At 55.1% G+C, this 23,472-nt stretch carries 22 protein-coding genes; 13 read left to right on the top strand and 9 right to left on the bottom strand.

Features of this window, described 5'->3' with window-relative positions:
• Nucleotides 1-163: 163 nt before the first annotated feature.
• The 3 genes from VVR27_RS05665 to nhaA (VVR27_RS05675) form a co-directional block, all read right to left on the bottom strand.
• The gene (locus VVR27_RS05665; RefSeq protein ID WP_368547495.1) at nucleotides 164-1,711 is read right to left on the bottom strand and encodes an alanine/glycine:cation symporter family protein; all 1,548 of its coding nucleotides are present in this window, start codon (nucleotides 1,709-1,711) and stop codon (nucleotides 164-166) included.
• 207 nt (nucleotides 1,712-1,918) lie between these two features.
• Entirely contained in the window at nucleotides 1,919-3,265 is a 1,347-nt protein-coding gene (gene nhaA, locus VVR27_RS05670; protein ID WP_368547496.1) for a Na+/H+ antiporter NhaA, read from the bottom strand.
• 225 nt (nucleotides 3,266-3,490) lie between these two features.
• The gene (nhaA, locus tag VVR27_RS05675) at nucleotides 3,491-4,837 is read right to left on the bottom strand and encodes a Na+/H+ antiporter NhaA (protein WP_368547497.1); all 1,347 of its coding nucleotides are present in this window, start codon (nucleotides 4,835-4,837) and stop codon (nucleotides 3,491-3,493) included.
• Nucleotides 4,838-5,131: 294 nt separating this feature from the next.
• Here nhaA (VVR27_RS05675) and VVR27_RS05680 point away from each other — a divergent pair, with 294 nt between their 5' ends.
• The gene (locus VVR27_RS05680) at nucleotides 5,132-5,650 is read left to right on the top strand and encodes a MarR family winged helix-turn-helix transcriptional regulator (protein WP_368547498.1); all 519 of its coding nucleotides are present in this window, start codon (nucleotides 5,132-5,134) and stop codon (nucleotides 5,648-5,650) included.
• A 509-nt stretch (nucleotides 5,651-6,159) separates the two neighbouring features.
• Here the strand turns inward: VVR27_RS05680 and VVR27_RS05685 are convergent.
• Nucleotides 6,160-7,212 carry an amino acid permease gene (locus VVR27_RS05685; protein WP_368547499.1) on the bottom strand — a complete coding sequence of 351 codons (1,053 nt, stop codon included), beginning with the start codon at nucleotides 7,210-7,212 and terminating at the stop codon, nucleotides 6,160-6,162.
• Between the two features lie 64 nt (nucleotides 7,213-7,276).
• Between VVR27_RS05685 and mmuM the strand changes: the two genes are divergently transcribed.
• Both mmuM and VVR27_RS05695 read left to right on the top strand, forming a co-directional pair.
• The gene (mmuM, locus tag VVR27_RS05690; RefSeq protein ID WP_368547500.1) at nucleotides 7,277-8,215 is read left to right on the top strand and encodes a homocysteine S-methyltransferase; all 939 of its coding nucleotides are present in this window, start codon (nucleotides 7,277-7,279) and stop codon (nucleotides 8,213-8,215) included.
• Nucleotides 8,216-8,346: 131 nt separating this feature from the next.
• Nucleotides 8,347-8,979: a superoxide dismutase gene (locus tag VVR27_RS05695; protein WP_368547501.1), complete on the top strand. Its 633-nt coding sequence runs from the start codon at nucleotides 8,347-8,349 to the stop codon at nucleotides 8,977-8,979.
• Nucleotides 8,980-9,149: 170 nt separating this feature from the next.
• Here VVR27_RS05695 and VVR27_RS05700 read toward each other — a convergent pair whose 3' ends face one another.
• Both VVR27_RS05700 and VVR27_RS05705 read right to left on the bottom strand, forming a co-directional pair.
• Nucleotides 9,150-9,977 carry an NrtR DNA-binding winged helix domain-containing protein gene (locus VVR27_RS05700; protein WP_368547502.1) on the bottom strand — a complete coding sequence of 276 codons (828 nt, stop codon included), beginning with the start codon at nucleotides 9,975-9,977 and terminating at the stop codon, nucleotides 9,150-9,152.
• 124 nt (nucleotides 9,978-10,101) lie between these two features.
• Nucleotides 10,102-10,422, bottom strand: a complete 321-nt coding sequence (locus tag VVR27_RS05705) for a putative quinol monooxygenase (protein WP_251380403.1) — start codon at nucleotides 10,420-10,422, stop codon at nucleotides 10,102-10,104.
• A 132-nt stretch (nucleotides 10,423-10,554) separates the two neighbouring features.
• On the opposite strand from VVR27_RS05705, the gene VVR27_RS05710 reads away from it, so the two are divergent.
• A complete protein-coding gene (locus tag VVR27_RS05710; RefSeq protein ID WP_368547503.1) occupies nucleotides 10,555-12,012 on the top strand; it encodes a YdiU family protein in 1,458 nt (485 codons plus the stop codon).
• Between the two features lie 219 nt (nucleotides 12,013-12,231).
• Complete coding sequence (locus VVR27_RS05715; RefSeq protein ID WP_368547504.1) at nucleotides 12,232-13,461, top strand: NRAMP family divalent metal transporter; 1,230 nt, start codon at nucleotides 12,232-12,234, stop codon at nucleotides 13,459-13,461.
• A gap of 114 nt (nucleotides 13,462-13,575) precedes the next feature.
• Here VVR27_RS05715 and VVR27_RS05720 read toward each other — a convergent pair whose 3' ends face one another.
• The 3 genes from VVR27_RS05720 to VVR27_RS05730 all read right to left on the bottom strand — a co-directional run bounded on the left by VVR27_RS05720 (nucleotide 13,576) and on the right by VVR27_RS05730 (nucleotide 17,846).
• Nucleotides 13,576-14,262, bottom strand: a complete 687-nt coding sequence (locus VVR27_RS05720; protein WP_368547505.1) for a GntR family transcriptional regulator — start codon at nucleotides 14,260-14,262, stop codon at nucleotides 13,576-13,578.
• Nucleotides 14,263-14,374: 112 nt separating this feature from the next.
• Complete coding sequence (locus tag VVR27_RS05725) at nucleotides 14,375-16,126, bottom strand: biotin carboxylase N-terminal domain-containing protein (protein ID WP_368547506.1); 1,752 nt, start codon at nucleotides 16,124-16,126, stop codon at nucleotides 14,375-14,377.
• On the bottom strand, nucleotides 16,119-17,846 hold the full coding sequence (locus tag VVR27_RS05730) for a carboxyltransferase domain-containing protein (RefSeq protein ID WP_368547507.1): 1,728 nt from the start codon (nucleotides 17,844-17,846) through the stop codon (nucleotides 16,119-16,121). Before VVR27_RS05730 ends, VVR27_RS05725 begins: the two co-directional genes overlap by 8 nt.
• A gap of 210 nt (nucleotides 17,847-18,056) precedes the next feature.
• Here VVR27_RS05730 and VVR27_RS05735 point away from each other — a divergent pair, with 210 nt between their 5' ends.
• The 8 genes from VVR27_RS05735 to VVR27_RS05770 all read left to right on the top strand — a co-directional run bounded on the left by VVR27_RS05735 (nucleotide 18,057) and on the right by VVR27_RS05770 (nucleotide 23,266).
• Nucleotides 18,057-19,031, top strand: a complete 975-nt coding sequence (locus tag VVR27_RS05735) for an ABC transporter ATP-binding protein (RefSeq protein ID WP_368547508.1) — start codon at nucleotides 18,057-18,059, stop codon at nucleotides 19,029-19,031.
• Nucleotides 19,032-19,042: 11 nt separating this feature from the next.
• Nucleotides 19,043-19,948, top strand: coding sequence for an ABC transporter permease (locus VVR27_RS05740; RefSeq protein ID WP_237203152.1), 906 nt, complete (start codon nucleotides 19,043-19,045; stop codon nucleotides 19,946-19,948).
• Nucleotides 19,949-20,015: 67 nt separating this feature from the next.
• The gene (locus tag VVR27_RS05745; RefSeq protein ID WP_237203153.1) at nucleotides 20,016-20,153 is read left to right on the top strand and encodes a hypothetical protein; all 138 of its coding nucleotides are present in this window, start codon (nucleotides 20,016-20,018) and stop codon (nucleotides 20,151-20,153) included.
• 61 nt (nucleotides 20,154-20,214) lie between these two features.
• Entirely contained in the window at nucleotides 20,215-21,327 is a 1,113-nt protein-coding gene (gene lxmK / locus VVR27_RS05750; RefSeq protein WP_368547510.1) for a class V lanthionine synthetase subunit LxmK, read from the top strand.
• A complete protein-coding gene (locus tag VVR27_RS05755) occupies nucleotides 21,324-22,274 on the top strand; it encodes a T3SS effector HopA1 family protein (RefSeq protein WP_368547511.1) in 951 nt (316 codons plus the stop codon). Before lxmK ends, VVR27_RS05755 begins: the two co-directional genes overlap by 4 nt.
• A gap of 91 nt (nucleotides 22,275-22,365) precedes the next feature.
• The gene (locus tag VVR27_RS05760; protein WP_237203156.1) at nucleotides 22,366-22,524 is read left to right on the top strand and encodes an LxmA leader domain family RiPP; all 159 of its coding nucleotides are present in this window, start codon (nucleotides 22,366-22,368) and stop codon (nucleotides 22,522-22,524) included.
• Between the two features lie 215 nt (nucleotides 22,525-22,739).
• On the top strand, nucleotides 22,740-22,895 hold the full coding sequence (locus VVR27_RS05765) for a hypothetical protein (RefSeq protein ID WP_237204377.1): 156 nt from the start codon (nucleotides 22,740-22,742) through the stop codon (nucleotides 22,893-22,895).
• A gap of 215 nt (nucleotides 22,896-23,110) precedes the next feature.
• Nucleotides 23,111-23,266 (top strand): hypothetical protein, encoded by a 156-nt coding sequence (locus tag VVR27_RS05770; protein ID WP_368547512.1) that lies wholly within the window; start codon nucleotides 23,111-23,113, stop codon nucleotides 23,264-23,266.
• The last annotated feature ends 206 nt before the right edge of the window (nucleotides 23,267-23,472 follow it).

A 23,472-nucleotide genomic window follows, 5' to 3' on the forward strand; every position in this document is an offset into this window, starting at 1 on the left:
CATGCTCCATTCAATTAATTTTATTGCTGTGTATAAGGCGTGGACGATGGGGTTAAGGTGAGGACGCCACCCCCTAAAAAGGTGAGTGAGACCAGCCACTTGGTAATGACTGCTCTCACTCACTTTCTAAGAAGTTGAAGGGCGGGGGATAGGCACCTGCGTTTTAGCGCCCCTTAGCTGCCTTCTTTTCAGCCATTTTGCGGTCCATCTCGTCCCAGTAGGAACGCTGAGTCAGATCGTCGGTGCCGTCCCAAGCATCCAGGTTCTTAATCTCGGGCAGATCAGAAGCCTGGAAGATGGGCTCAAGGCCAGCCTTGCGCTGGGACTCGTAGTTGCGCAGCACCTTCAGTACCTTAGGCATCAACAGGCAGACCGCGGTCAGGTTCACAATAACCATGCCACCGTTAAGCAAGTCAGCCAGGTTCCACAGCAGATCCAGTGACGCGATAGCACCGAAGAACACAAACACAATGACCACGAGGCGGAAGATGTTCATGGGCAGATGCTTCTCGGTCATGAAACGGATATTTGATTCACCGTAGTAGTAGTTACCGATGATGGAGGAGAAGGCGAAGAGAGCGATTGCTACGGTCAAAAAGTGCACTGCCCAGGGGCCCAGCTGCTCTGCCAGAGCGCTCTGGGTGAGCGAAGCGCCCTTGGCCTGATCGCCGTAGGTGGGGTTAGAGAGCAGCACGATGAAAGCGGTGATGGAGCAGACCAGCACGGTGTCAAAGTAGACGCCCAGTGCCTGCACGAAACCCTGCTTGGCGGGGTGCGAAACGGATGCGGTAGCACCGGCGTTAGGTGCGGTACCCATACCGGCCTCGTTAGAGAGCAGGCCGCGGCGCATACCCTGAGTAATCACTGCAATCAGACCACCGGTGGTGAACTCCTTGACGCCAAAAGCACCAGCCAAAATATCACCGATCATGCCGGGGATTTCACCTAAGTTCATAGCCACGATGAGCACACCCAAGAAGAGGTAAAGAACTGCCATCACTGGCACCAGAACCTCAGTTACTGATGAAATGGTGCGAATTCCACCGAAGATAATGAAGGCTGAGACGACAGCGATAATCGCACCAATAGCCAAGCGGAAGCCCATGCCGTGAGTTTCGGTGACGTCCACGTTAAAAGAGCCAGCCACAGCGTCCACAATCGAGTTGGTCTGCACAGCCACAAATACAAAAGCGTAAGTAACCACAATGAAAGCTACAAAGATAAGACCCAGCCAGCGGGCATTCAGGCCGCGCTGCATGTAGTAGGCAGGACCACCAATATAGGAGTCTTCACCCTTACGCTTATAGAGCTGGCCCAGCAAAGACTCAGCAAATGCGGACGCCGCACCCACGGACGCGATAACCCACATCCAGAAAACTGCGCCAGGGCCACCAATAGAGATAGCTAGCGCAACACCGGCGATGTTGCCGGTACCTACACGGGACGCCGCGGAGACAGTGAAAGCGCGGAAAGCTGAGATGCTCTTCTTGCCGTTGTACTCGGTGCCCGCTGGATCCCTAAGAGTGCGGAACATTTCACCGACGGAACGAAACTGGACGCCGCGGGTGGCTACCGTGATAAAGAGGCCAACAGCAACCAGGGCGTAGAGAAGGAAGTATTTCCAGAGGGCATCTGAGGTATTAGTAATTCTCTCAGTCGCCCCTGCGGTGGACTGGTTAATCCAGTGAACCGCGTCCAGCAAAATATCCATGCGTGCTCCAAATCTTTAATGGGCAACACCACCCCTATTGTATGGGTGGGGTGGGGGTGCGCTGCTAAATAGCAAACCGCCGCGGCACGTGGGGCGGGGGCTTGCCAGTGTGTGGGGGTGAAAATACCCTCGTAAATACCTAAGTAATTTTCACAGCTCCTCCGCAAATGTGCAAAGGGGCGGGACTGTGACGTTGTCGTTTCGTGGTTAGCGTTTGCCGGTGTCATCCGTAAAGACATCGGGGATGCCGTCCTGGTTTTCGTCCAGGGCTTCCTTCTGGGCAATCAGCTTGTAGTGCTTGTTGCGCATGGACAGGATGACAGCGCCACAGATAGCGGCGGTGACAGATCCGATCATAATACCGATTTTGGCGTCCTCGGTGTGAGCCCCCCCTGCCGCGAAGGACAGTTCGGCCACCAACATGGAGACAGTGAAGCCGATACCGCCGGTCACCGCCAGGCCAATGATGTCCACCCAGGCGATGTCGGAGTCTAGGTTGACGCCGCGGAATCGGGTAATCAGCCAGGTGGTGCCGGTGATACCGACCGTCTTGCCGACTACCAGGCCCACGATGATGCCGATGGCTACGGGGTCAGCGACTGCTCGCTGCAGGCCGTCCCAACCGCCAATCGCTACACCGGCTGAGAAGAATGCAAAGAGGGGAACGCAGAAGCCGGTAGAGAGCGGACGCAGGCGGTGCTCGAGCACCTCAGAGAGGCCGCCGTTCGACCCGGCTGCCTTAGCCTGGCTGGTCATACGCACCGGTACACAGAAGCCGAGGATGACGCCGGCGATGGTGGCGTGAATACCGGACTCTAAGAAAAGTGCCCAGGTAGTAAGACCCAGGGGTAGCAGAATAACCCAAGCAGCCCACTTCTTTTCGTGGAAGAGGCGCTCATGCTTGTGAGTCACCCAGAAGTAAATACCGATGGGAATAATGGAGGCAATGAGGTACCAGGCCTGAAAGCTGCTGGTGTAAAAGAGAGCGATGATGACGATGGCGATGAGGTCATCGACCACTGCCAGAGTCAGCAAGAAGGTACGCAGAGCTGCGGGGAGGAAGGTGCCCACACCCGCCAGCACAGCAACCGCGAAGGCAATATCGGTCGCGGCAGGAATAGCCCAACCGTGCACCGCAGTATCACTGCCGTGGTTGATGGCGAAATAGAGAATAGCGGGAGTCATAGCACCACCAAAGGCCGCCGCCACCGGAACGATTGCTTTGCCTGGGCTGCGCAGATCACCCACCACGAACTCTTTTTTGAGTTCGAGGCCGGTGAGGAAGAAGAAGACAGTGAGCAAGCCGTCTGCGGCCCAATGGTGCACATTCATCATCAGGTGGCTAAAGCCGGGCACAGTTATGCCGACCTCAGTGTCACGCACAGTCTCGTAGAAGTGGGACGCCTGGGTATTTGCCAGCACCACGGCAAGCACGGTGGCGGCAAGAAGGATGAAACCACCCACCGACTCTTTGCGCATGATGTCTGAAATGCGGGCAGTTTCTGCATAGGAGCCGCGGGAAAAGAGATCCTGGCTCTGAGGCGTCTGGGACATGTCGTTCTTTCTCTGAAAAGGAGGACGTGTCAGTGTGTCTAGGCGAGCTCACCTTAAACTTCTGCACGCTGTGCTTTACCCATTATGCTCCTGATGGAACATTATGTTCAGTATGTACGAGCGAGAAAATGAACGTTACCCCTACCGTTCCCGCTAAATCTGAACAAAAAAAAGAGGGGCACCCCGGGTGGGGTTCCCCTCTTCTAAGCAGTGCTGGCTTGATGTCTAGGAAAGCTGCTGCTTAGCGCTGTCGTCAGTAAAGACGTCGGGCACGCCATCCTGGTTGACGTCCTCAAGTTCCTTGAGGGCAATCCTCTTATAGTGCTTGTTGCGCGTAGATAGGATTGCGCCACCAATAATTGCGGCGGTGACCGAAGCGGTCAAAATAGCAACCTTGGCGTCGTCGTTATAGTCAGACCCCAGACCGAAGGATAGCTCGGCAATGAGCAATGAAACGGTGAAACCGATACCGGCAAGAGAGGCTACACCAAAGATGTCTACCCATTTGATATCAGGGTCAAGGTTGGCACCGCGCAGGCGAGTAATTAGCCAGGTGGATCCGGTGATGCCAATCATTTTGCCCAGTACCAGAGCAATGACAATGCCGTAAGCGATGGGCTCGGTGATGGAGGTGGTGAAGCCTTCCCAACCGCCGATGAAGACGCCCGCTGAGAAGAAGGCGAATACGGGTACGCAGAAACCTGCGGAGAAGGGGCGCACGCGGTGCTCCATGACCTCGGCCAGACCGTGGTGGGCGTCCGCTGCTTCAGTGCGGGTGTTCTGGCGTACGGGAATCAAGAAGGCAAGAATAACGCCGGCGATGGTGGCGTGGATACCTGAGTTGAGGAAGAGCACCCAAACTATGAAGCCAATGGGTAGCAGAATGAGCCAGCTAGCGGTGGGGGAGAGATGGAAGAGTTTCTCACCTTTACGGGCGACCAGTGCGTAGAGGGCGATGGGGATGATCGCCAGCGCCAGGTAGCCAATCTGCAGATCAGAGGTGTAGAAGACGGCGATGATAGTAATCGCGATAAGGTCATCGACCACTGCCAGGGTCAGCAGGAAGGTACGCAGAGCTGCGGGTAGGTGCGAACCAATGACTGCCAGGACGGCTACGGCGAAGGCGATATCGGTAGCGGCGGGGATTGCCCAGCCGCCCAGTGCTTCATCGCTGCTGTTGAGGTTAACCAGTACGTAGAACAAAGCGGGCAAGGCGACGCCGCCAGCTGCCGCCACGATGGGAACCATCGCCTTGCCGGGGTTACGCAGATCGCCTTCTACGAACTCCTTTTTAAGTTCGAGACCGACCAGAAAGAAGAAGACAGCGAGCAGTCCATCTGCTGCCCAGTGGCCGATGGAGAGTTTGAGGTGTAGCCCCCAGAAGTCTGCACCCAGGTAGGTGTCGCGCAGACCAAAATAGTGTTCTGATGCTGCTGAGTTGGCAAAGATAAGGGCCAAGATGGTGGCGATCAGCAGAATGATGCCGCCGGTGGATTCTTTAGAAAGGATTTCGCTAATGCGCTGGGATTCCTTGTAGGAACCTCGCGAGAGCACGGTGTTATCGGTCGTCATAAAGCCTTCTGATTTGTGGTTCTTCTGCAAGAATATCTACCGCCAGCTTATGACCTAACCGCCCTAAGATGGCGAGTAATAGGTTGAGCTGGCGAGCCGACCAGTCTTCCCGGCACACCTTAGTATGTCAGCTTACCAAATATTAGAGGGAGAGGCGCTCAGTTATTTTGGGGCCATCGAACCAATTATGTGAGAGAGTACGGGAAGTCTCTCATACTGTGGGTGAATATGAAGCGCTATGTGAGAAACTACAATAGATGAAGAATCGCCTTTCCAGCCTAGAATGAGGATTTTATGAGCCGCCAAAAAGTCACTTCCGCCGCTGAGGTTCCACAGTGGCTTAATGAGGAAGAACGCGAAGGGTGGCTTTTCCTTTCCTCTATTATGTTCAACCTGCCCGGTCAGCTCGAAAGCCAGCTACAGGCAGATTCTGACCTCAGTTTCGTGGAGTACATGGTGCTCGCCATGCTTTCGGAGTCTCCGCATCATAAGCTCACCATGACCGAGCTCGCCCGTCAGACCAACACCCTGCTTCCCCGCCTGTCTCGAGTGGTGACCCGCCTTGAAAAGGACGGTTTCGTGGAGCGTACCGTCTGGAAGAAGGACCGCCGAGTTTCAATCTGCCACCTGCTACCCGAAGGTCGCGCCAAAGTGCACGACGCCGCGCCCGGTCACGTAGCCGCTGTGCGTCAGCTTATTTTTGACCGTCTCCAGAACCGCCAGATTACTGCCTTGGCTAAAATCGGTGAAGCTGTACTGGGGGACAAGCCCAGCTCGGTCATCAACCTGGAAAATGTTCAGCCTTTGGACTAGATGAGCCCCCTGTAGGCTGCTCGTGCAGTCTGCCGCACACCTAAAATTCTAGCACCCCTGACGGATAGCCGTTGGGGGTTTCTTCTTTCACAGATGTTATCCACACTGAGGGTCTGCATTTGGGATGTGTAGCCACCGGAATCTAAGGAATTCTGTAAGGTTTAATAAAAGTTTTCCCCAGCTGTGGATAAGACTGTGAACAATATCCACTTAAAGTGGGGAGAGTCTGCCCAAATGTGGGTAAGAAGCCTCAAAGAGATAAATAGGAGGGAGAAATCTCATGAAATACCCGGGTTATCCACAGACCTTATCCACACAGTGGAAAACTTACATCGGTGTCATTTTCGAAGATAAGCCGTGTATTTTCGAAATAGAGCACCTGCTTTTATCGCTCAATACCGGGGCAGTTTCGAATCTCATCGAACATTAAGTGTATTTAATTCGAATATCCCCAGACTTATCCCCACCTGTGGATAACTTTTTATAGTTTAAGTGGAAAGATGTGGAAACTAGCCACTTACTCTGTCACGCTTACCTATAAATATGCGGTGTGCCAGGTAACAGGCCACCACAAACGGCACGGTGTAGTACAGCGCGGGCCGCTGAGTTTCATCAAACACGATGAGAATGCAGGACAAAGAGCTGAGGATGAGGGCCGCCCAGGAGGTCCAGGGGTAGCCAGGAGCTTTGTAGGCTAAATCAGCCAGGCTCTTGCCTTCTGCCAGGTACCTCTTGCGGAACACGATGTGGGAGGCCGCAATCGAAATCCATACCAGTACTACGGCGAGCCCCGATACAGATACCAGAAGAAGGTAGACGGTGCCAGCTGCCACAACGCTAGATAGCAGGGCCAGCAAGCCTCCCACCATGGAGATACACATAGCGAAGAAGGGCACACCAAACCTGTTAACGGAAGCCAGCTGTTGGGGGATCATGCCTTCATTAGCTAAAGACCAGAGCATGCGGGTCGAAGCGTATAGCCCGGAGTTAGCGGCCGACAGAATAGCAGTGATAATTACAAAGTTCATCAGGTCGGCCGCGTAAGGCACCCCAATCATTTCAAAGACCGTGACGAAGGGGCTCTGCTCCACTCCTGCGCTTTGATAAGGGATGAGAGCTGACATGACAACGATAGCCACCACAAAGAAGATAGCTAAACGCCAGAGGGTGCCGTGGATAGCACGGGGTATTGACTGTTCAGGGTCTTTGGCTTCACCGGCAGCGACACCGATGAGTTCAGTGCCTGAGAAGGCAAAATTAACGGTGAGCATCACGGTGAAAACAGCCGTGAACCCGTTGGGAAACAGTCCGTCGGCAAAAATATTAGAAAAACCCGGTGCTTCCCCGCCATCTCGTAAGGGCAAGGCGCCAAACATGGCTAGGGCACTCAGCCCGTAGGCCAGCACCGTACCCAATGGGCCCGCCTGATTAATGGTGTAGCCCGAACTCAAAAACAGACCGGTGCCAATGACGCCTCCCAGGGAGAGCATTAGCATGTGCCTGCTACTCATCTGGCGTTCTAAATGCTGCTGACCTGATGTATCACTATGTGATGAAGCCATAACCTATTTCTTTACCTGACATACATTGGAAGGTGAATAATCATCGTTCTACCCATAGGACATCATGGCAACACAACGCCTCAGCACCTTACTTGCCGCCACCGCACCTTTAGTGGTGGATGGAGCTATGGCAACAGAACTAGAAAAACTGGGGGTTGATACTGCAAACGACCTCTGGTCAGCAACAGCCCTGCTCACTCACCCCGAAGCGGTGGCGCAGGTACACCGGAATTACTTTGAAGCTGGTGCCAACCTGGCCATTACCAATACCTACCAGGCAAATGTATCAGCCTTCCTTGCTCACGGTTTTACTGCCCAAGAGAGTGAGAACGTTGTGAAGAAGGCAGTTCATATAGCTGTCACAGAACGGGACCGCTACATGGAACGACACCCCGGAGCGAAGGTAGCAGTTGCAGCAAGCATTGGGCCCTATGGTGCCTACCTGGCCGACGGTAGTGAGTACACCGGCGCCTACAATTTGCCGGACGCCACGTACCGTGAATTCCACCGACAGCGCATAGCCTTAGCGGATGCCGCGGGTGCTGACTGTTTTGCCTTTGAAACCATGCCTAACGCAGATGAGACCCATGCGTTGGTAGGACTACTAGCCGATGAGTTCCCAGAATCCCAAGCCTGGTTTTCCTTCTCAGTGAAAGACCCACATCATTTGGCAGATGGGACACCCCTGGCAGAACTGATCTCCGCCCTCAATACAGCAGATCAGGTTCTAGCCCTTGGCGTCAACTGTCTCGCCCAGCAGCTGGTTGAACCAGCCCTGAATCACCTGCGCTCACTGACCGAAAAACCACTGGTGGCCTACCCTAACTCAGGTGAATCCTACGATCCCGCTACTAAAACCTGGCACCCTGCTGGGGCGGGGGCGTCCTTCGCCCTTAACACCTCGGTCTGGGTAGAGGCCGGTGCCCGACTCATCGGAGGATGCTGTCGTACCACCCCGCAGGATATCGCTGAGGTATCTCGTGCCGTGCGAAACCTGCAGTGAATACTCGTGTTAGCTAACCGCTGAACAGGTGTCTTTGCGCGTAAAGTCTCGTGACCGCCCCCACCCAAAGTGTGTAGAGTTGACACCAGAAAGACCCAACGCTGGGTCTTACAACGAAAGGAATACCCCTCATGGCAGAGAAGTACGTTCTCCCTGAACTCTCCTACGACTATGCAGCCCTCGAGCCCCACATCTCAGCTCGCATCATGGAATTGCACCACTCAAAGCACCACGCAACCTACGTAGGCGGCGCAAACACCGCTCTTGAAAAGATGGAAGAAGCCCGCGAAAAGGGCGACTTCGCCAACATCGGTAAGCTCTCCAAGGATCTCGCCTTCAACCTGGGTGGTCACACTAACCACTCTGTCTTCTGGGAAAACCTTTCCCCTGAGGGCGGCGACAAGCCCGAAGGTGAACTGGCAGCAGCAATCGATGACAACTTCGGTTCATTCGACGGCTTCCGCGCCCACTTTGAAAACGTAGCACTGACCATCCAGGGTTCCGGCTGGGCAATCCTGGCGTGGGACACCGTGGGTAAGCGCCTCGTTATCGAGCAGCTCTACGATCAGCAGGGCAACATCTCCGTAGCCCTGATTCCCGTTCTGCAGCTGGATATGTGGGAGCACGCCTTCTACCTGGACTACCAGAACGTCAAGGGTGACTACGTTAAGGCCTTCTGGAACATCGTGAACTGGGCAGACGTTGCAGCACGCTTCGGCCGCGCAGTATCACAGACCAAGGGTCTGATCATTCCCGAGGCATAAACCCTCAGGAATACTAAAGGACGCTGGGCCCCGCACCTTCTGCATGGAAGGGTGGGGCCCAGCGTCCTTTTCTGTTCAAGCTATTTAGGAGCCAGGGCGAACGGGCGTAGCTTTACCGGCATACACGGCGACCTCAACGTAACCGGTCTCTACTGAAACTACCGTGGCGCTCATACCTCATGATTTTGGGCGTGGTAGGCAGCCTCGCGGTACATGCCCAGCGGGCCCTGATCAGCGAAAGCGCGTGAGTGGTCGTAACGGTAGAGACGCGGTGGGCGGTGGCGGGTGCCCTCTACCCGCTTACCGGTATCAATAATCGACTTGGACGCCGCGATCTGGCGGCGGAAATTTGCGGGGTCAAGCGGGCGGTCAAGAATAGCCTCATAGACCTCACGCAACTGCGCTAGCGTGAATTCTTCACCCAGGAAGGAATGGGCGATACGCGAGTATTCCACCTTATTCTGCAGGCGGTAGCGGGCGTACTCAATGATTTCGTTGTGGTCAAAAGCCAGTACGGGTAGCTCGTCGATGGGGAACCATTTAATGTTTGCGTGGACCCGGGTGCGGTTGACCTCGGTCTGGGGAATCGAAGCCCAGTAAATCACTGACACGACGCGCTGGTGGGTGTCCTCTCTAGCTGGGATAGGCAGAGAGCCGCCCTCGCGCATGACCTTGTAATCGGGGGTGCGGTGGACGTCGCCAAAAGCGTAGAGCTGCTCAAGGTAGCCGGGTACCAAGCCGGTAGCGCGTTTGAGAGTGGAGCCTGCCGCTTCTTCTAGAGAAAGGGCGGGTAAGAGGGGTCCACCTGGTAGTGCCCACTGACCCTTATAGGGTTCCCGCAAACGGCGCACCAGCGGTAGCCATAGTGAGTGGTGCTGCTGCCCCTCTTTGCGGCGCAGCGCCAGAATAACGGTGGAGACTGCCAGTGAAACGGACGTGTGGTCAGCTTCAAGGTGCTCATCGTGCGCAGTGTGAGAGGTCGAGTCAGGCAAAGTCATGGGGCTCCCCGGTGCTATAACAAAAGTTAGAGTCAGTTCATAAAAAGGTGGGCACCTCCCATTGTAGTTAATTCAACTGCAAAGAGAGGTGCCCTCGGGCTATAGAGTAGGCCAGCGACCGGTTTTAGTCGATTTTCAGCTCGCCCATCTCGCCCCAATCGTCCCCATCAATCTGGCGGGAAATGATCTTGGGGGTAGCAATCAACCAGGGGCGCAGACTCTCCATACCTTTAGCGAAGTGGTCTGAATTCACGTGCGCACCTGCGGCATCATCATCGAAAGCCTCAACGAGTACAACCTCATTGGGGTTTTCAACGCTCAGTGACCACTCGTACCACTTGTTACCGGGCTCAGCGCGGGTGCCTTCGGTGAAGTCGCGGGCGGCGGCTAGAAAGCCTTCGCGGTCGCCGTTTTTAACCTGAAATTTCACAACGATAAAAATCATGGGGTGCTCCTTTGACGATATTAGCTGTCATATTTTATCGTAGGCAGGTCTCGTCCCGCGTTAACAGGGATTAAGTTATCAGCGTTAACCTAATAGATTGGTGGGAAGAGTCCCCACCAGAAAAGCGCAGCCATGAATCTAGAACATATCTACACCAGCACATTCCCCGAGCTTGCTACTCCTGCTGAGCCGGAGGTTCCCGCCGCAACCACGGTGCTCTGGGTTAACGAAGACTTAGCTGCCGAACTGGGGTTAGACGCCACCTGGCTAGCGAGTGCAGACGGCCTGCGCTGGCTGACAGGTGCTGATGGAAAAACCTCAGCCCTCGCCTACTCAGGCCACCAATTCGGGCACCTCTCCCCGATACTCGGGGACGGGCGCGCCCACCTACTGGGTGAAGTCACCACCTCCGAAAAGCGAGTAGACATCCACCTCAAAGGCAGCGGGCTCACCCCTTTCTCCCGCCCCGGATCAGATGGTAAAGCTCCCCTCTCAGCGGTCTGGCGCGAAGCGGTCATCGGTGAGGCCCTGCACGCCCTAGGTGTACCTACTGGCCGAGCACTGGCCGTCCTGGAAACCGGTGAAACAGTGCGCCGGCGCTCACCTTTACCCGAGCCTGCCGGCATCCTGGTGCGTGTAGCAGACAGTCACCTGCGAGTCGGCACCTTTCAGTACGCCCATATGAATATAGGATCTGACCAGCGTATAGAGCTGGCTGGCTATGCTTTATCTCGCCACTATCCGGAGATGACACCCGGTGATAATCTGGCGCTGACCCTGCTACAACTAGTGGCTGAGCATCAGGCTCACCTAGTAGCCCAGTGGATGGGTCTGGGGTTTGTGCACGGCGTGCTTAATACCGACAATGTGAGTATCAGCGGCCAGGCCATCGACTTCGGCCCCTGCGCTTTCATTGACGGCTTCTCGCACGAGGCAGTCTATAGTTCCATTGACCGGGGCGGCCGCTACGCTTACCGCAACCAGCCCGGCATCACCCAGTGGAACCTGGCCCGCTTTGCCGAAAGCCTACTAGACCTTATTGACTCTGCGGATCCCAACCGCGCCGTCCACCTGGCAACTGACGCACTCGCGCATTTTGAAGAAATCTACGAGGACGCCCGCACCAGAATTTTTGCTGCCAAGCTAGGCGTTACTGTAGAGGATGGTGCTGGTGCCCCCTATGAACGGCTGGTCGTCTTTATTGACCGCACCTTAGACCTGCTCGATGAGTACACCCTGGACTTCACCGGCTTCTTCAGAATGTTGACGGACGCTCCCAACCAGTTAGTGGAGCTACTACCAACCTCTGAGGTGATGGAAGACTGGTTGGCTGACCTTGCCGCCCTGCGCCAAGACACTGGCACAGCCCCGGATCGCGCCGCGGGTCTCATGCAGACTGCTAACCCTGTCTATATTCCGCGCAATCTGCACCTGGAGGCGGCTCTGCGGGCGGCAGAAGGCGGCGATACCGTCCCGATACTGCGCCTGCTGGATGCCGTGCGTCAGCCCTTCACCCGCCGTCCCGGTCTAGAGGATTTGGAAACTGCGCCAGCCCGCTCCCACTTCTTTACTAGCTTCTGCGGCACTTAGTCAGCTTGTGAGGCAGTGTTTGGGTCTGACCTGGTCTGGTTTAACGCAAATGTCCATTGAGATTCCCCCTGTTTAACCGGCACACGGTGAACTTTTTTGAGGTGCGAATGACCTTTTCTATGATTGTTCAACAATTGGGGTGTAACCTATGTCTATGATGTAGCGCGCTTTGCCTCAGGGGCTCCTCACAGCGCGCCCCTATTTTCCAAGGAGACACCCATGGCAGACGCCCTCGTCACCCCCAAAGACCAGGCAGCTCAAGGGCGCCGCACAGCGCTACTTGGCTCCCTGTTCCTCATGGCCACCAGTGCCATTGGTCCCGGATTCATCACCCAAACCGGCCAGTTCACCTACACGCTGGGTGCTGCCTTTGCATTTGCCATCCTGATTTCCATCATCATTGACATCGCGGTGCAGCTCAACGTCTGGCGCATCATCGGCGTCTCAGGCATGAAAGCTCAAGAACTCGCTAACTCGGTCATCCCCGGCCTAGGCATTTTCCTCGCCATTCTGGTGGCGCTGGGCGGATTTGTCTTTAACGTGGGCAACGTTGCTGGCGGCGGTCTCGGTATGAACTCTATGCTGGGTCTTGACCCAAAAATTGGCGGTATCATCACCGCTCTACTGGCGATTGGCGTCTTCATCTCAAAACGTGCGGGTGTGGCACTGGACCGCATCGTGGTAGTCCTGGGCGTCATTATGATTGCAGCAACCCTCTACGTAGCTATCGTCTCTAACCCTCCCGTGGGTGAGGCCCTCAAGCAGAGTGTCCTACCCGAAGAGATCGACTTCACCATTATCACCACCTTAGTTGGCGGCACCGTGGGTGGCTACATCACCTACGCAGGTGCCCACCGCATGCTGGACGCAGGAATTTCGGGTCCCGAGTACGTCAAGGACATCTCCCGCTCCTCGGTCACCGGCATCATCATCACCGGCATCATGCGCTTCCTGCTCTTTCTCGCCATCTTGGGTGTCGTGGCAACCGGTGTTCAGCTGGACACCGAATCATCCATCGCAGGGCAAGCGTTCGGCGTTGCCGCCGGTGAGGTGGGCACGCGCCTCTTTGGCCTTATCTTGTGGGGTGCAGCCATTTCCTCCGTCATCGGCGCCGCCTTTACCTCGGTGTCCTTCCTCACCAGCTCAAAGACCAGCGTTGCTATGAAAAACGGTCTGACCATTGGCTTCATCGTCATATCAACCATTGTCTTCATTATTGCTGGTAAGGCACCTGCCACCCTGCTCATTGTGGCCGGCGCGGTCAATGGTCTCATCCTGCCCGTTGGTTTCGGCGTACTGATGTTCGTAGCAACCTTCTTGGCCAAGAGCCTGCTCAAAGGGTACAAGTACCCGCTGTGGCTAATCATTATTGGCTGGGCGTCTTGGCTACTCACCATTTACTTGGGAGTTATGTCCCTCAGCGGCATCGCCAAACTCTGGGCAGGCTAAGCACCCCCAAGACCTGCTCCAGAATAAGCAAAAGGCCCTCGTGATAGAGGGCCTTTTTGCGTAGGTGGGAAAGCTCTTCCTCTCACTGGGAAATCGCCTGTGCCCCACGGTGTGTTAGAGCTGACCGGTGAAAAAGTCGCGTGACTCCCACAGATAGCTGCGCAAGTAGGCTGTGGCCTCCTCGCGCTCGCCCTTTTCTACAAGCTCCAGTAGGTGGGCGTTCTTCTGAATAAAAGCGGCATGGAAACCGGGCACCGTCCTCTGGGAAAAGAAGAGCAGGCGCATCTCAGCCAGCACACTTTCCATAGCGCTACTAAGCCGAGTGGACTCCGCAGCATCTACCAGGGCGCGGTGAAACTCTTGGTTGGAGGACGCCATGCCCAGCGCCGAACCACGCTCACGGGCCTGCCGCCCCTGGGTCAGGGCTGCCCGCGCCTCAGCGATTTCACCTACAGGTGCCACATCAATGGCGGCTGCCTGAATAGCCCAGCGCATCGTGAACATTTCCTTAATCTGCTCACCGCCCGGCGAGGGCACAAAAACCCCACGATTGGGGATGCGTTCCACGAGGTTCTGTTCCTCGAGCACCATGAACGCTTGACGCAGGGTGTTGCGTGAGACGTCCAGGACGCCCGCAAGGTGCTGTTCGCCGAGTTTAGCGCCAGGAACCAGCACTCCATTATTCATGCCGGTACGCAAAACACTGGCAGCCCACTCGGTGGAGCGAGCATGCTCGGGGCGCTGCTGGGCTATTTGCTCTAGTGAGGGAAGTATTTCTAGGGTTGCAGTTTCGGGGTTCATATCTGAAACATTACAGGTGCCGGCAGTTTCCTTCATTTTTGGACAGGCTTAGTCCCATTGGGTGGGTGCTAGTTGTGCACCGATGGAACTAAGTCTGCCCAAAATTCAGAGTCTAGAAACGTAAGAGCTGCTCCCCGGCGTTGACCCGTTGCCCGGCGTCCACCAGAATCTCGCTGACAGTGCCAGCGGTTTCAGCAAAGACAGGTACCTCGGTCTTCATAGCCTCGAGCAGGGCAACCTGCGCCCCGGCTTCTACCTCATCGCCCACCTGAACCACGTAGCGCAGTACTGACCCGCTCATGGGAGCTGCAACGCTGACTTTAGCGTCAGTTTCCGGGGCGGACGCCGCGCTGCCACCTGCACTACCCAGGGAGGTAAAGACGGTGTCTGGCACGCCAACCTGGCGAGGCCGACCATCGATTTCAAGGGTGAATCTGGTGAGCCCGGTGCCGGGGAAGCTGGTAGCACCCACGGGCAGCAGGGGCTGTCGGTAGGGTTGCTGTTCACCGTCAAGACCGGGCAGGAACTCGTCCTCAATCCAGGTGGTGTACACCCCGAACTCTCCGCTCTGCGCGGTGAAAGCTGGTGCCTCAAGAACCTGACGGTCAAAGGGAATCACGGTGGCTACCCCGGCGATATCCAGCTGCTTGAGGGCAAAGCGCGCCCGCGCCAGTGCCTGCTCGCGGGTTACCCCGGTGACGATCAGCTTAGCCAGCATGGAATCAAAATCGCCGCTCACCACGGAACCGGGGCGCACCCCGGCGTCCCAACGGATACCGGGGCCAGAGGGCACGGTAATGGATGAAATGACGCCGGCCGCGGGCAGGAAGCCGCGGGCGGAATCCTCTGCATTGATGCGGAATTCAAAAGCATGGCCGGTGGGCTGCGGGGTTTCGGTGAGGGGCAGGGGCTCGCCAGCGGCAATCAGCAGCTGTAGGGCCACCAGATCCACGCCGGTCACCTCTTCGGTCACGGGGTGCTCCACCTGAATGCGGGTATTGACCTCTAGGAAAGAGACGGTGCCGTCCACAGCAATCATGAACTCAGCCGTGCCCACACCAACATAGCCAGCTGCCCGGAAAATCTCTGCGGACGCCCGTTCGATGCTTTGCTGCTGCCCTTGTGTGATGAAGGGGGCGGGGGCTTCTTCCACCAGTTTCTGGTTGCGACGCTGCAGGGAACAGTCGCGGGTGCCGATGACTACGACGTTGCCGTGGGTATCTGCGGCAACCTGGGCTTCAACGTGGCGGGGGCGCTCTAGGAAGCGTTCAATGAAGCATTCGCCGTTGCCAAAGGCTGCAAGAGCCTCGCGGGAGGCAGACTCAAAAGCGCCCTCAACCTCATCCAATTCACGCACAATGCGCATGCCGCGCCCGCCACCGCCGTGGGCTGCCTTGATGATGGAGGGCAGGCCGTGTTCTTCGGCAAAAGTGCGAGCTTCTGCAGCGCTGGCAACCGGCCCGTCCGAGCCCGGTGCTAGCGGGGCGCCCACCGACTGAGCCAGTTCACGAGCCTTGACCTTATCGCCCAGTGCTTCGATGGTTTCGGGGGCGGGGCCCACCCAGGTAAGCCCGGCGTCCAGCACGGCGCGCGCAAAGGTGGCGTTTTCAGCCAGGAAGCCGTAGCCGGGGTGCACATCGGTGGCGCCGGATGCCAGGGCAATACCCATAATCTTCTCAATGTTCAGGTAGGTCTCTGTGGGCGTTGAACCCTCTAGCGCGTAGGCCTCATCAGCCAGGGCAACGTGTAGAGCTTCAGCATCTGAGTCGGCGTAGATAGCCACTGATCCGATGCCCGACTGGGCGCAGGCACCAATGATTCGCACGGCAATTTCGCCGCGGTTAGCAATGAGAACTTTACGCATGTTTTTGCACTTTCGTGATGGGGAGGGCAAGGGTCTGAGGTGTAATTTCGATGGGCTCTTGGGGCATCTCGGTGACGAAACGGATGAGGGTTTGCGATGGTGACTGAGCGAGAAGCCGTAGGTCAGCCGGGTGCACTGTAGCGATGACGGGGTAGCCGCCGGTCACTGGGTGGTCGGCAAGGAAGACCACCGGTTCACCGCTAGGTGGCACCTGGATGGCACCGGGAACCATGCCTTCGCTGGGTAGCTCTCCCGTGATGGCGCGGGTCAGCGGGGTCTGGGTATCGGGGGTCTCGGCGGGTAGTAGACGCACACCGATACGATCGCTGGCCTCACTCACCTGCCAAGTGAGCTGGCCAAAACGTGCCAGGGAATCGGCGGTAAACCAGTCATCACGAGGCCCCGGGATGACCCGAATCTCCAGCGTTTCACCCGCTACCGGAAGGGGTAGAGACGGGGCAGGGTTGCCCACCACGCTGGTCGGCAGAGACGCCAGCTGCAACTGATCCCCGGCTGTAAGGGGGTCTGCGCCCAGGGACGCCAGAGTATCGCGGGAGCTACTAGCAGCTTCAAACGGAGCGGCAAACCCACCGCGCACCGCCAGGTAGACCCGCAGACCCTGCTTAACAGAGGAGAGGGTCAGCTTCTGCCCGGCCTTCAGAGCAAAGGGAGCGTAGGCGCGAGCGACTAGGGGAGTGAAGGGCTCGGGGTCTTCTGCTTGCTCACCGACGTCCGGCTGGGTGCCCTCAGGCTGGCTGATGGTCGCGGTAACCTTGGCACCGGTCAGTGCCAGCACGGTATCTTCTAGTGAGGTGAGGACCAGCCCGCCCGCCAGATTTTCGAGCACCGTAGCACCCGGTAAATTACCGACCAGTCGGTTAGCCTCTTTGGCGGCGGCAGGGTCGGCAAAACCGGAGGGGGAGACACCCCAGTGGGTTAGGCCCTTACGGCCGGGGTCCTGAAAGAGAGTTAGCGCACCGGGGGAGTTGACGGTGAGCACCGGGGGCAGGGTGGGGGCACCGTTACTGAAACTATCTGCGCTGGGGGCAGTGCCCTGCTCGGGGCTTTGCTCAGGCACCTGCACCAGCTCCCGCACTGCCCGGAATTGCACCTGCAAACCGGGTTCTAGCAGGGCAGGTGTTTCCCGGCCCAGATCCCAGAGGGGTGCATCCGTATGTCCGATAAGCTGCCAGCCGCCGGGGGAGGTGCGGGGGTAAATGCCGGAGAAATCACCGGCAAGACCCACTGAACCGGCGGGGACGGCGGTGCGCGGGGTGGTGCGGCGGGGTACGTCCAGCACGTTGTCGTGGCGGTGCAGATAGAAGAAGCCCGGGGCAAACCCGGCAAAAGCTACTGACCAGTGGCCGGTGGTGTGGGCGTAGACCACTGCCTCCTGGCTAATGCCCAGCAGGGAAGCAACCTCGGTGACGTCCTGGCCGTCATAGACTACATCGATGGTGGCGGTTTGCCCGTGGGTACGCACATCGCCGCTGGTGGCGGGTAGGTCAGGGGCCGCCATGAAAGCGTCAGCTTGTTCAGCGGTGTTGAAGCGAACCAGCACGGTCTGGGCAGCAGGCACCAGTTCTACTTGCCCAGCGGCAGGGCGTTCGATCAGGTGGGCATGCACGTGCAGGGCTGCTTCAAGGGTGGTGCAGTCGACCAGCACTGCGAGTGCGCCGAAGCGTTTAACCGCGCGGGACGTGTGGGAAATCGAGTGCATGCGCCCCCTTGTGGTGTGCCGGCTGTAAAGGAAAGCAACCCGAGTAAAACCACCCAAGATTGTTCAACAATTATTGCAGATGTGGCGGCGAACACGCAAATGTGTGAACTATCGTCTACTCCAGAACTGTACGAAAGTATATGTGGCAAGCTCTAACGCCTCACTAGAGTCTTTAGTGAAGGCGCAAGAGAAAGAAAAGCGAGGTGCGCAATGAACGGTCTCAAACTTCACGGGATTAGCCGCAGCTTCGGTGACCACAAGGTGCTGCAGGATGTAGATTTTGGCGTCCGCCGCGGTGAAATTGTTGGTTTCATCGGTGGCAACGGCGCAGGTAAAACCACCACCATGCGACTCATTCTAGGAATGCTTAACCCCACCGGCGGGTATATCACCTGGGACGGGGAGCCTATCTCAACCGAGAATCGCAGGTCGATCGGTTACATGCCGGAAGAGCGGGGCCTGTACCCCCAGATGAGTGTCCAAGATCAGATTGTTCACTTTGCTCTACTTGAAGGGAAAACCCTGGGGCAGGCGAAGGAAAAAGCTGACGAACTTATCGCTACACTGGGCCTATCTGGTCGAGAGAAAACCCTCATCCAAGACCTGTCGCTAGGTAACCAACAGCGAGTTCAGCTAGCTGTTTCCCTAGTCGGTAACCCAGAATTGCTGGTGCTTGATGAACCCTTCTCAGGGCTTGACCCTCTAGCTGTAGATACGATGGCTGGTCTTATCCAGCAACAGGCAGCTCAGGGCGTGGGCATCCTGTTTTCATCGCATCAGCTGGAGCTTGTCGAGCGCCTGTGTGACCGTGTCTGCGTACTTGATCGCGGCAGGGTGATGGCAGACGGTGCTGTCTCTGAGCTGCAAGATACTGATCAGACCCGATGGGAACTAAAGTTTGACCGCCCAGCTGGAGAATTTGTTGCCGAACTGTCATTGGTTGCCTCCTTCCATATCGAATTCAAGATGAGCAACCAATCATCAGTTTTCATCACAGTTGATGGACGGGATGCAACCGTTCCCCAGGACGTACTAGAAATTGCCGCACGATTTGGAGGGCTGCGCAGTATTGAGCCTGTGCAACGGTCCTTGGGCGCACTCCTATCGCAGGATTTTATTTCGTCGGGTCGCGGTATCACCCCTGACCGTGAGGCAGAGCTTGAATCGGCAGGTCAGACACGATGAAAGCTAAAGGCATGACCCAGCAGACTACCCAGCATGAAGTAGGTGAAAAATCAGTGAGCACTGCTTACCGTGAAATGTTAATCGTCATTCGACGTGAGGTTCTTACCCGCACCAAGAATAAGACCATCCTGTTAGCCACCGGACTGCTTGCCCTGACTGTGGGCATTGGCGCAGGTGTTGGTGGTTGGTTCTTGAGGGAGAAAATGGGGGATGCTAGCTTTCAGCTGGATACCCGCCTGCTCTTTGCCACAGCGATGGTGAGTGCTTTGCTCAGCTCTCTGGTGTACTCATCCCAGAGCCTAACCTCTGGTGTTGTTGAAGAGAAGTCATCGAGGGTCGTCGAAATCCTCCTCACCAAAATCGGTGTTGTACCTCTGTTGGCAGGAAAGATGATTGGTATCGGCGCGATAACGCTGGTTCAGCTACTTCTTATTGGCGGCACTGGTCTGCTGGGTTTCACCCTGGTGGACGGGTGGTCACTGCTAGAGCTTGAAGTAGGCGCAGCCCTCTTGTGGTTCCTTGTATGGTTCTTGCTGGGCTACATCATCTTTGCAACCATGAACACGATTCTGGCGTCAACAGTCTCCCGGCAGGAGGACTTGAGTGCCGCAGTGATGCCGCTGTCGGTTTTGCAGATGGTTCTGCTGGTGGTCACCCTGTACCTGACACCCACCTATCTTGAAGAGGCTTGGCTTAAGGGGCTGTCATTCGTCCCGCTTTTCTCTTCCTACCTGATGCCTATTCGCTTTGGTCTGGACGGCGTGCAGACCTGGGAAATGGTGACCGCCGCCAGTATCGCTGGGGTAACTATTCCGCTGCTGTTCTGGGTGGCAACCCGTGTATACAGCAACAACGCTTTACGAACCGGCTCTAAGGTTTCACTGCAACAATCATTTGCCTCAGACAATGGGGCTTAACATCGGGCTCTCTGCCTGATTCATCTTAAAGGGCTACTAGCCCACCATCATTGAAAGGGAAAATAACATGACTGCTCACGAGAACGAGACCACCTACTCCACTACCCCCAAGGGCACCTCAGCGGTTGGCCGCTGGGCTCGTAGCCTGGCGCTGGCCTTGGTTGGCGGCGGCGTAGGCTATGCGGTAGTAACCCTCTTTTTCTAAGTCGATAGAACTTTACTAGTGGGTGGGGCTAACCAACCTACCCGATGGAAAGAGGACAACGATGAGCACACACCATAGTTCAGCCCAGAAAACTACTGAACTTGATTCAGATGTTAGACAGCATGTGCAGGAGCTGTTTCCTGAAGATCATTACGGCAGGGTGAAATCAGTTTCTAGCCCCAGTTTTCGGGGGCGCAACAAGTCATGGGTTCTGACCTTTGATGGTGGCGAAAAGGTTTTTCTCAAACAGGTAGATAAGACTATTGCTGGTCCTCATGCGTTTGATCGTTCGGTTAATTTCGCGAAGTTTGCTGACAATAATTCAACGGATGTGCCGAACTCACCAAAGCTACTAGCTTCTCACCGTTCATCCGGTTTACTTGCCTTTGAATATTGCAGTGGCGAGAGTCTAGCGAAGCTTCTTGTTGACGAGACTGTTCCTGATAGTTTTTCGCAGCAAGTGGGTAGCTCTTTAGCTAAGCTCCATGCAGGGCCAACGGAAAACTTGAAAGAGATAACCCCTCCCTCCCCACCTGTGCAGATGCTCAAGCAAGGAATTTCGTACCAACGCTTGACCGACTTTTCTCTAGCTGAAATTTCTCTGTGGAGTAAGCTCCAGCAGGATCAAGAGTTAGTAGATTGCGTAGCGGCGCTAAAAGCCGCTGAAGGAGATCATAGTGTTTCACCTGTGCACGGTGACCTTCGACTGGACCAATACCAGATGCATCAAAACCAACTCCATCTGCTGGACTGGGAAGAATTTGGTGTAGGGGATCCTGCTCGGGATCTTGGAACCTTTGCAGGCGAATGGATTTACCGAGGTGTACTTGACACCGTAACTACTCGCGGTGGAGCAGAACAGCCTCCTCAGCAGTTCAGCGAGGAATCTGCGAATCAGCGGATTGCAGAACGCATGGGGCATCTGGTTCCTAACATCCAAGCGATGTGGGAAGCATACTGTCAAGAACGGCATGCTGATGACCATCAGGCTTTAGCTTTACGGTCCGTTGCCTTTTTAGGCTGGCATCTGATTGATCGAACAATTGCTAGAGCTTCTTCGGTTGCTAAATTACCGGGAATTGAAAGAGCGGCTGCGGGTATTGGGCGTCAAATTCTTCTAAACCCCCAGAAATATGCACAAACCTTAGGATTTGAAAGGAGTGAAAAGAAATGACCTTAGCTACTGAAACCAGGTTTCCTGGGTTTGCAGAAAGCGTGACTGAGGTGCAGCAACGTGTTGATATTGACCTGTCTCGCCTGAGAGCCAGCATTGATGGGGAAGACCTCCAAGCGACCAGTTTGCTTGAGCTTCAATCACAGTTGGCTGCCTTGATATATGCTCATTTCCACCTTCAAAATCCGAAGGTGAGTGGGGGCAGCCCTCATGACGTTCAAGACTTATCCCAAGATCTCATCGACTGCATTCCTCACCAAAACCACTATCAACTTGCAGATTTATTGGATAGTTCCATAGAAGGAGAGCTCACCAGAGTTCAAATGATGGGTCTCAAGGTTAGTTTTCCTAACCATCTTGTAGAAAACACGAATCTGCCTGGAAAAGTAAGAGTTACCCTTCCCAGTTGGCGTAGAAATACGACCCCAGGCTACCTGCTAGCCCTAAGTGAAGAGCCCCTCCACGTCACGAGTCACGCTAGCATAGTCCGTCTGTATATCGGATGCGAAACTGCTGAAAAAGCTCTAGAAGCGTGGAAAAGCACCTTAGAGACCTTAGACCGTCTGGATGTGAACTACCAGGTGAAGGCTTTATCAGCTAGAGCATCCTACCCTCGTTCTGATGGGATTGTAGTTTACATAGCAGATGAGGACCGTGACTGCGTCATAGCTGCTTTGAATGAGCTTGAAGTGATTACAACAGCCACCGATAACCACGTTCACTCCCTCTTTACTCAGCAGGTCGGCCACAATATAGCTATTGCGGCAGAGCCGAATGATGCACGGTCTTCCTATCAGGGCCTCAGCTTTGGTCAACATCGATCAAGGGTGCTTGTAGATGCTTTATTGAATGCTGCACATACTCACCAGACTCTGCAAGAGTGCTGGAATCAAGAGACTCTCAGCGCTGGAATTGACGCAGGTTTCCCTGCCTTCAACAGCGTATGAGTAAGCAGGTAAGAACTATAACTTATATAGTCTTGCCCTGCGGCCCCCTGGGGCACAACTAATAACACAACAAAAAGAAAGTGAGACCATCATGGCTCAGAATGTAAACCTTATGGAACTGGCAGATGCACATACTGCTTTTACTACCTCAGCAGAGCTGGGGGCAGATGCTGCCTCTGAAGCTCCTGCAACTTCACCTCTATGCGTGACTATATTTATTGGCGGAGTAACTTTGGGTGCTGGCTGCTAGAAAATTATAAGTAGCTATTTGCAATTTTCCTCGCAGCACAAATAATGCGTAGAGACGTTGCAAAGTAACTCGCAAAATATATCAAAGAAATGGTGGTCGGAATTTTCATTTTTCATGAAATATCCAGCACCGCAACTAACTATAAACAAAATTTTTATATTAGGACTTGCTGTCGTAAGTAACACCTAATTATTTTTATCTAAGGAGAACCGATTATGGCTCAGAACGTAAACCTCATGGAACTGGCAGATGCACATACTGCTTTCGCAACCTCAGCAGAACTGGGCTCAGATGCAGCTTCTGACGCACCCGCAACCAGCCCCGTCTGCGTCGGAATCATCGTTGGCGCAACTCTGGGTGCTGGCTGCTAGAAAATTATAAGTAGCTATTTGCAATTTTCCTCGCAGCACAAATAATGCGTAGAGACGTTGCAAAGTAACTCGCAAAATATATCAAAGAAATGGTGGTCGGAATTTTCATTTTTCATGAAATATCCAGCACCGCAACTAACTATAAACAAAATTTTTATATTAGGACTTGCTGTCGTAAGTAACACCTAATTATTTTTATCTAAGGAGAACCGATTATGGCTCAGAACGTAAACCTCATGGAACTGGCAGATGCACATACTGCTTTCGCAACCTCAGCAGAACTGGGCTCAGATGCAGCTTCTGACGCACCCGCAACCAGCCCCTTCTGCGCAGGCGTTGTTATCGGGCTGACCTTGACCGCTGGTTGCTAATAAATAGAGGGTTAGTCACAATATGCGCAGAAATATTTTGACAAAAACTTTAGACCATCTGCTGATGAGTACTTAGAAGTCCTTTTATTCTGCGTATTTCATAACCGAATTAATAAAAGAGCGGTGCTGGAATTTTAACCTCACATCAAAATTCCAGCACCGCAACTATCTATAAACAAAATCCACTCTACCAGTTAGAGGAATCC

The sequence above is a fragment of the Rothia sp. LK2492 genome, from assembly GCF_040946345.1.
Taxonomy (GTDB): Bacteria; Actinomycetota; Actinomycetes; order Actinomycetales; family Micrococcaceae; genus Rothia; species Rothia endophytica.

Excerpts from the sequence above, each read along its gene's own strand:
- VVR27_RS05730 (WP_368547507.1), bottom strand. The coding sequence starts at position 17,846 with ATGCACTCGATTTCCCACACGTCCCGCGCGGTTAAACGCTTCGGCGCA.
- VVR27_RS05745 (WP_237203153.1), top strand. The coding sequence starts at position 20,016 with ATGACTGCTCACGAGAACGAGACCACCTACTCCACTACCCCCAAGGGC.
- VVR27_RS05665 (WP_368547495.1), bottom strand. The coding sequence starts at position 1,711 with ATGGATATTTTGCTGGACGCGGTTCACTGGATTAACCAGTCCACCGCA.
- VVR27_RS05685 (WP_368547499.1), bottom strand. The coding sequence starts at position 7,212 with ATGGCTTCATCACATAGTGATACATCAGGTCAGCAGCATTTAGAACGC.
- VVR27_RS05705 (WP_251380403.1), bottom strand. The coding sequence starts at position 10,422 with ATGATTTTTATCGTTGTGAAATTTCAGGTTAAAAACGGCGACCGCGAA.
- lxmK (WP_368547510.1), top strand. The coding sequence starts at position 20,215 with ATGAGCACACACCATAGTTCAGCCCAGAAAACTACTGAACTTGATTCA.
- VVR27_RS05770 (WP_368547512.1), top strand. The coding sequence starts at position 23,111 with ATGGCTCAGAACGTAAACCTCATGGAACTGGCAGATGCACATACTGCT.
- mmuM (WP_368547500.1), top strand. The coding sequence starts at position 7,277 with ATGGCAACACAACGCCTCAGCACCTTACTTGCCGCCACCGCACCTTTA.
- VVR27_RS05680 (WP_368547498.1), top strand. The coding sequence starts at position 5,132 with ATGAGCCGCCAAAAAGTCACTTCCGCCGCTGAGGTTCCACAGTGGCTT.
- VVR27_RS05700 (WP_368547502.1), bottom strand. The coding sequence starts at position 9,977 with ATGACTTTGCCTGACTCGACCTCTCACACTGCGCACGATGAGCACCTT.
- VVR27_RS05755 (WP_368547511.1), top strand. The coding sequence starts at position 21,324 with ATGACCTTAGCTACTGAAACCAGGTTTCCTGGGTTTGCAGAAAGCGTG.
- VVR27_RS05725 (WP_368547506.1), bottom strand. The coding sequence starts at position 16,126 with ATGCGTAAAGTTCTCATTGCTAACCGCGGCGAAATTGCCGTGCGAATC.
- VVR27_RS05715 (WP_368547504.1), top strand. The coding sequence starts at position 12,232 with ATGGCAGACGCCCTCGTCACCCCCAAAGACCAGGCAGCTCAAGGGCGC.
- VVR27_RS05710 (WP_368547503.1), top strand. The coding sequence starts at position 10,555 with ATGAATCTAGAACATATCTACACCAGCACATTCCCCGAGCTTGCTACT.
- VVR27_RS05740 (WP_237203152.1), top strand. The coding sequence starts at position 19,043 with ATGACCCAGCAGACTACCCAGCATGAAGTAGGTGAAAAATCAGTGAGC.
- VVR27_RS05765 (WP_237204377.1), top strand. The coding sequence starts at position 22,740 with ATGGCTCAGAACGTAAACCTCATGGAACTGGCAGATGCACATACTGCT.
- nhaA (WP_368547497.1), bottom strand. The coding sequence starts at position 4,837 with ATGACGACCGATAACACCGTGCTCTCGCGAGGTTCCTACAAGGAATCC.
- VVR27_RS05720 (WP_368547505.1), bottom strand. The coding sequence starts at position 14,262 with ATGAACCCCGAAACTGCAACCCTAGAAATACTTCCCTCACTAGAGCAA.
- VVR27_RS05735 (WP_368547508.1), top strand. The coding sequence starts at position 18,057 with ATGAACGGTCTCAAACTTCACGGGATTAGCCGCAGCTTCGGTGACCAC.
- nhaA (WP_368547496.1), bottom strand. The coding sequence starts at position 3,265 with ATGTCCCAGACGCCTCAGAGCCAGGATCTCTTTTCCCGCGGCTCCTAT.
- VVR27_RS05695 (WP_368547501.1), top strand. The coding sequence starts at position 8,347 with ATGGCAGAGAAGTACGTTCTCCCTGAACTCTCCTACGACTATGCAGCC.
- VVR27_RS05760 (WP_237203156.1), top strand. The coding sequence starts at position 22,366 with ATGGCTCAGAATGTAAACCTTATGGAACTGGCAGATGCACATACTGCT.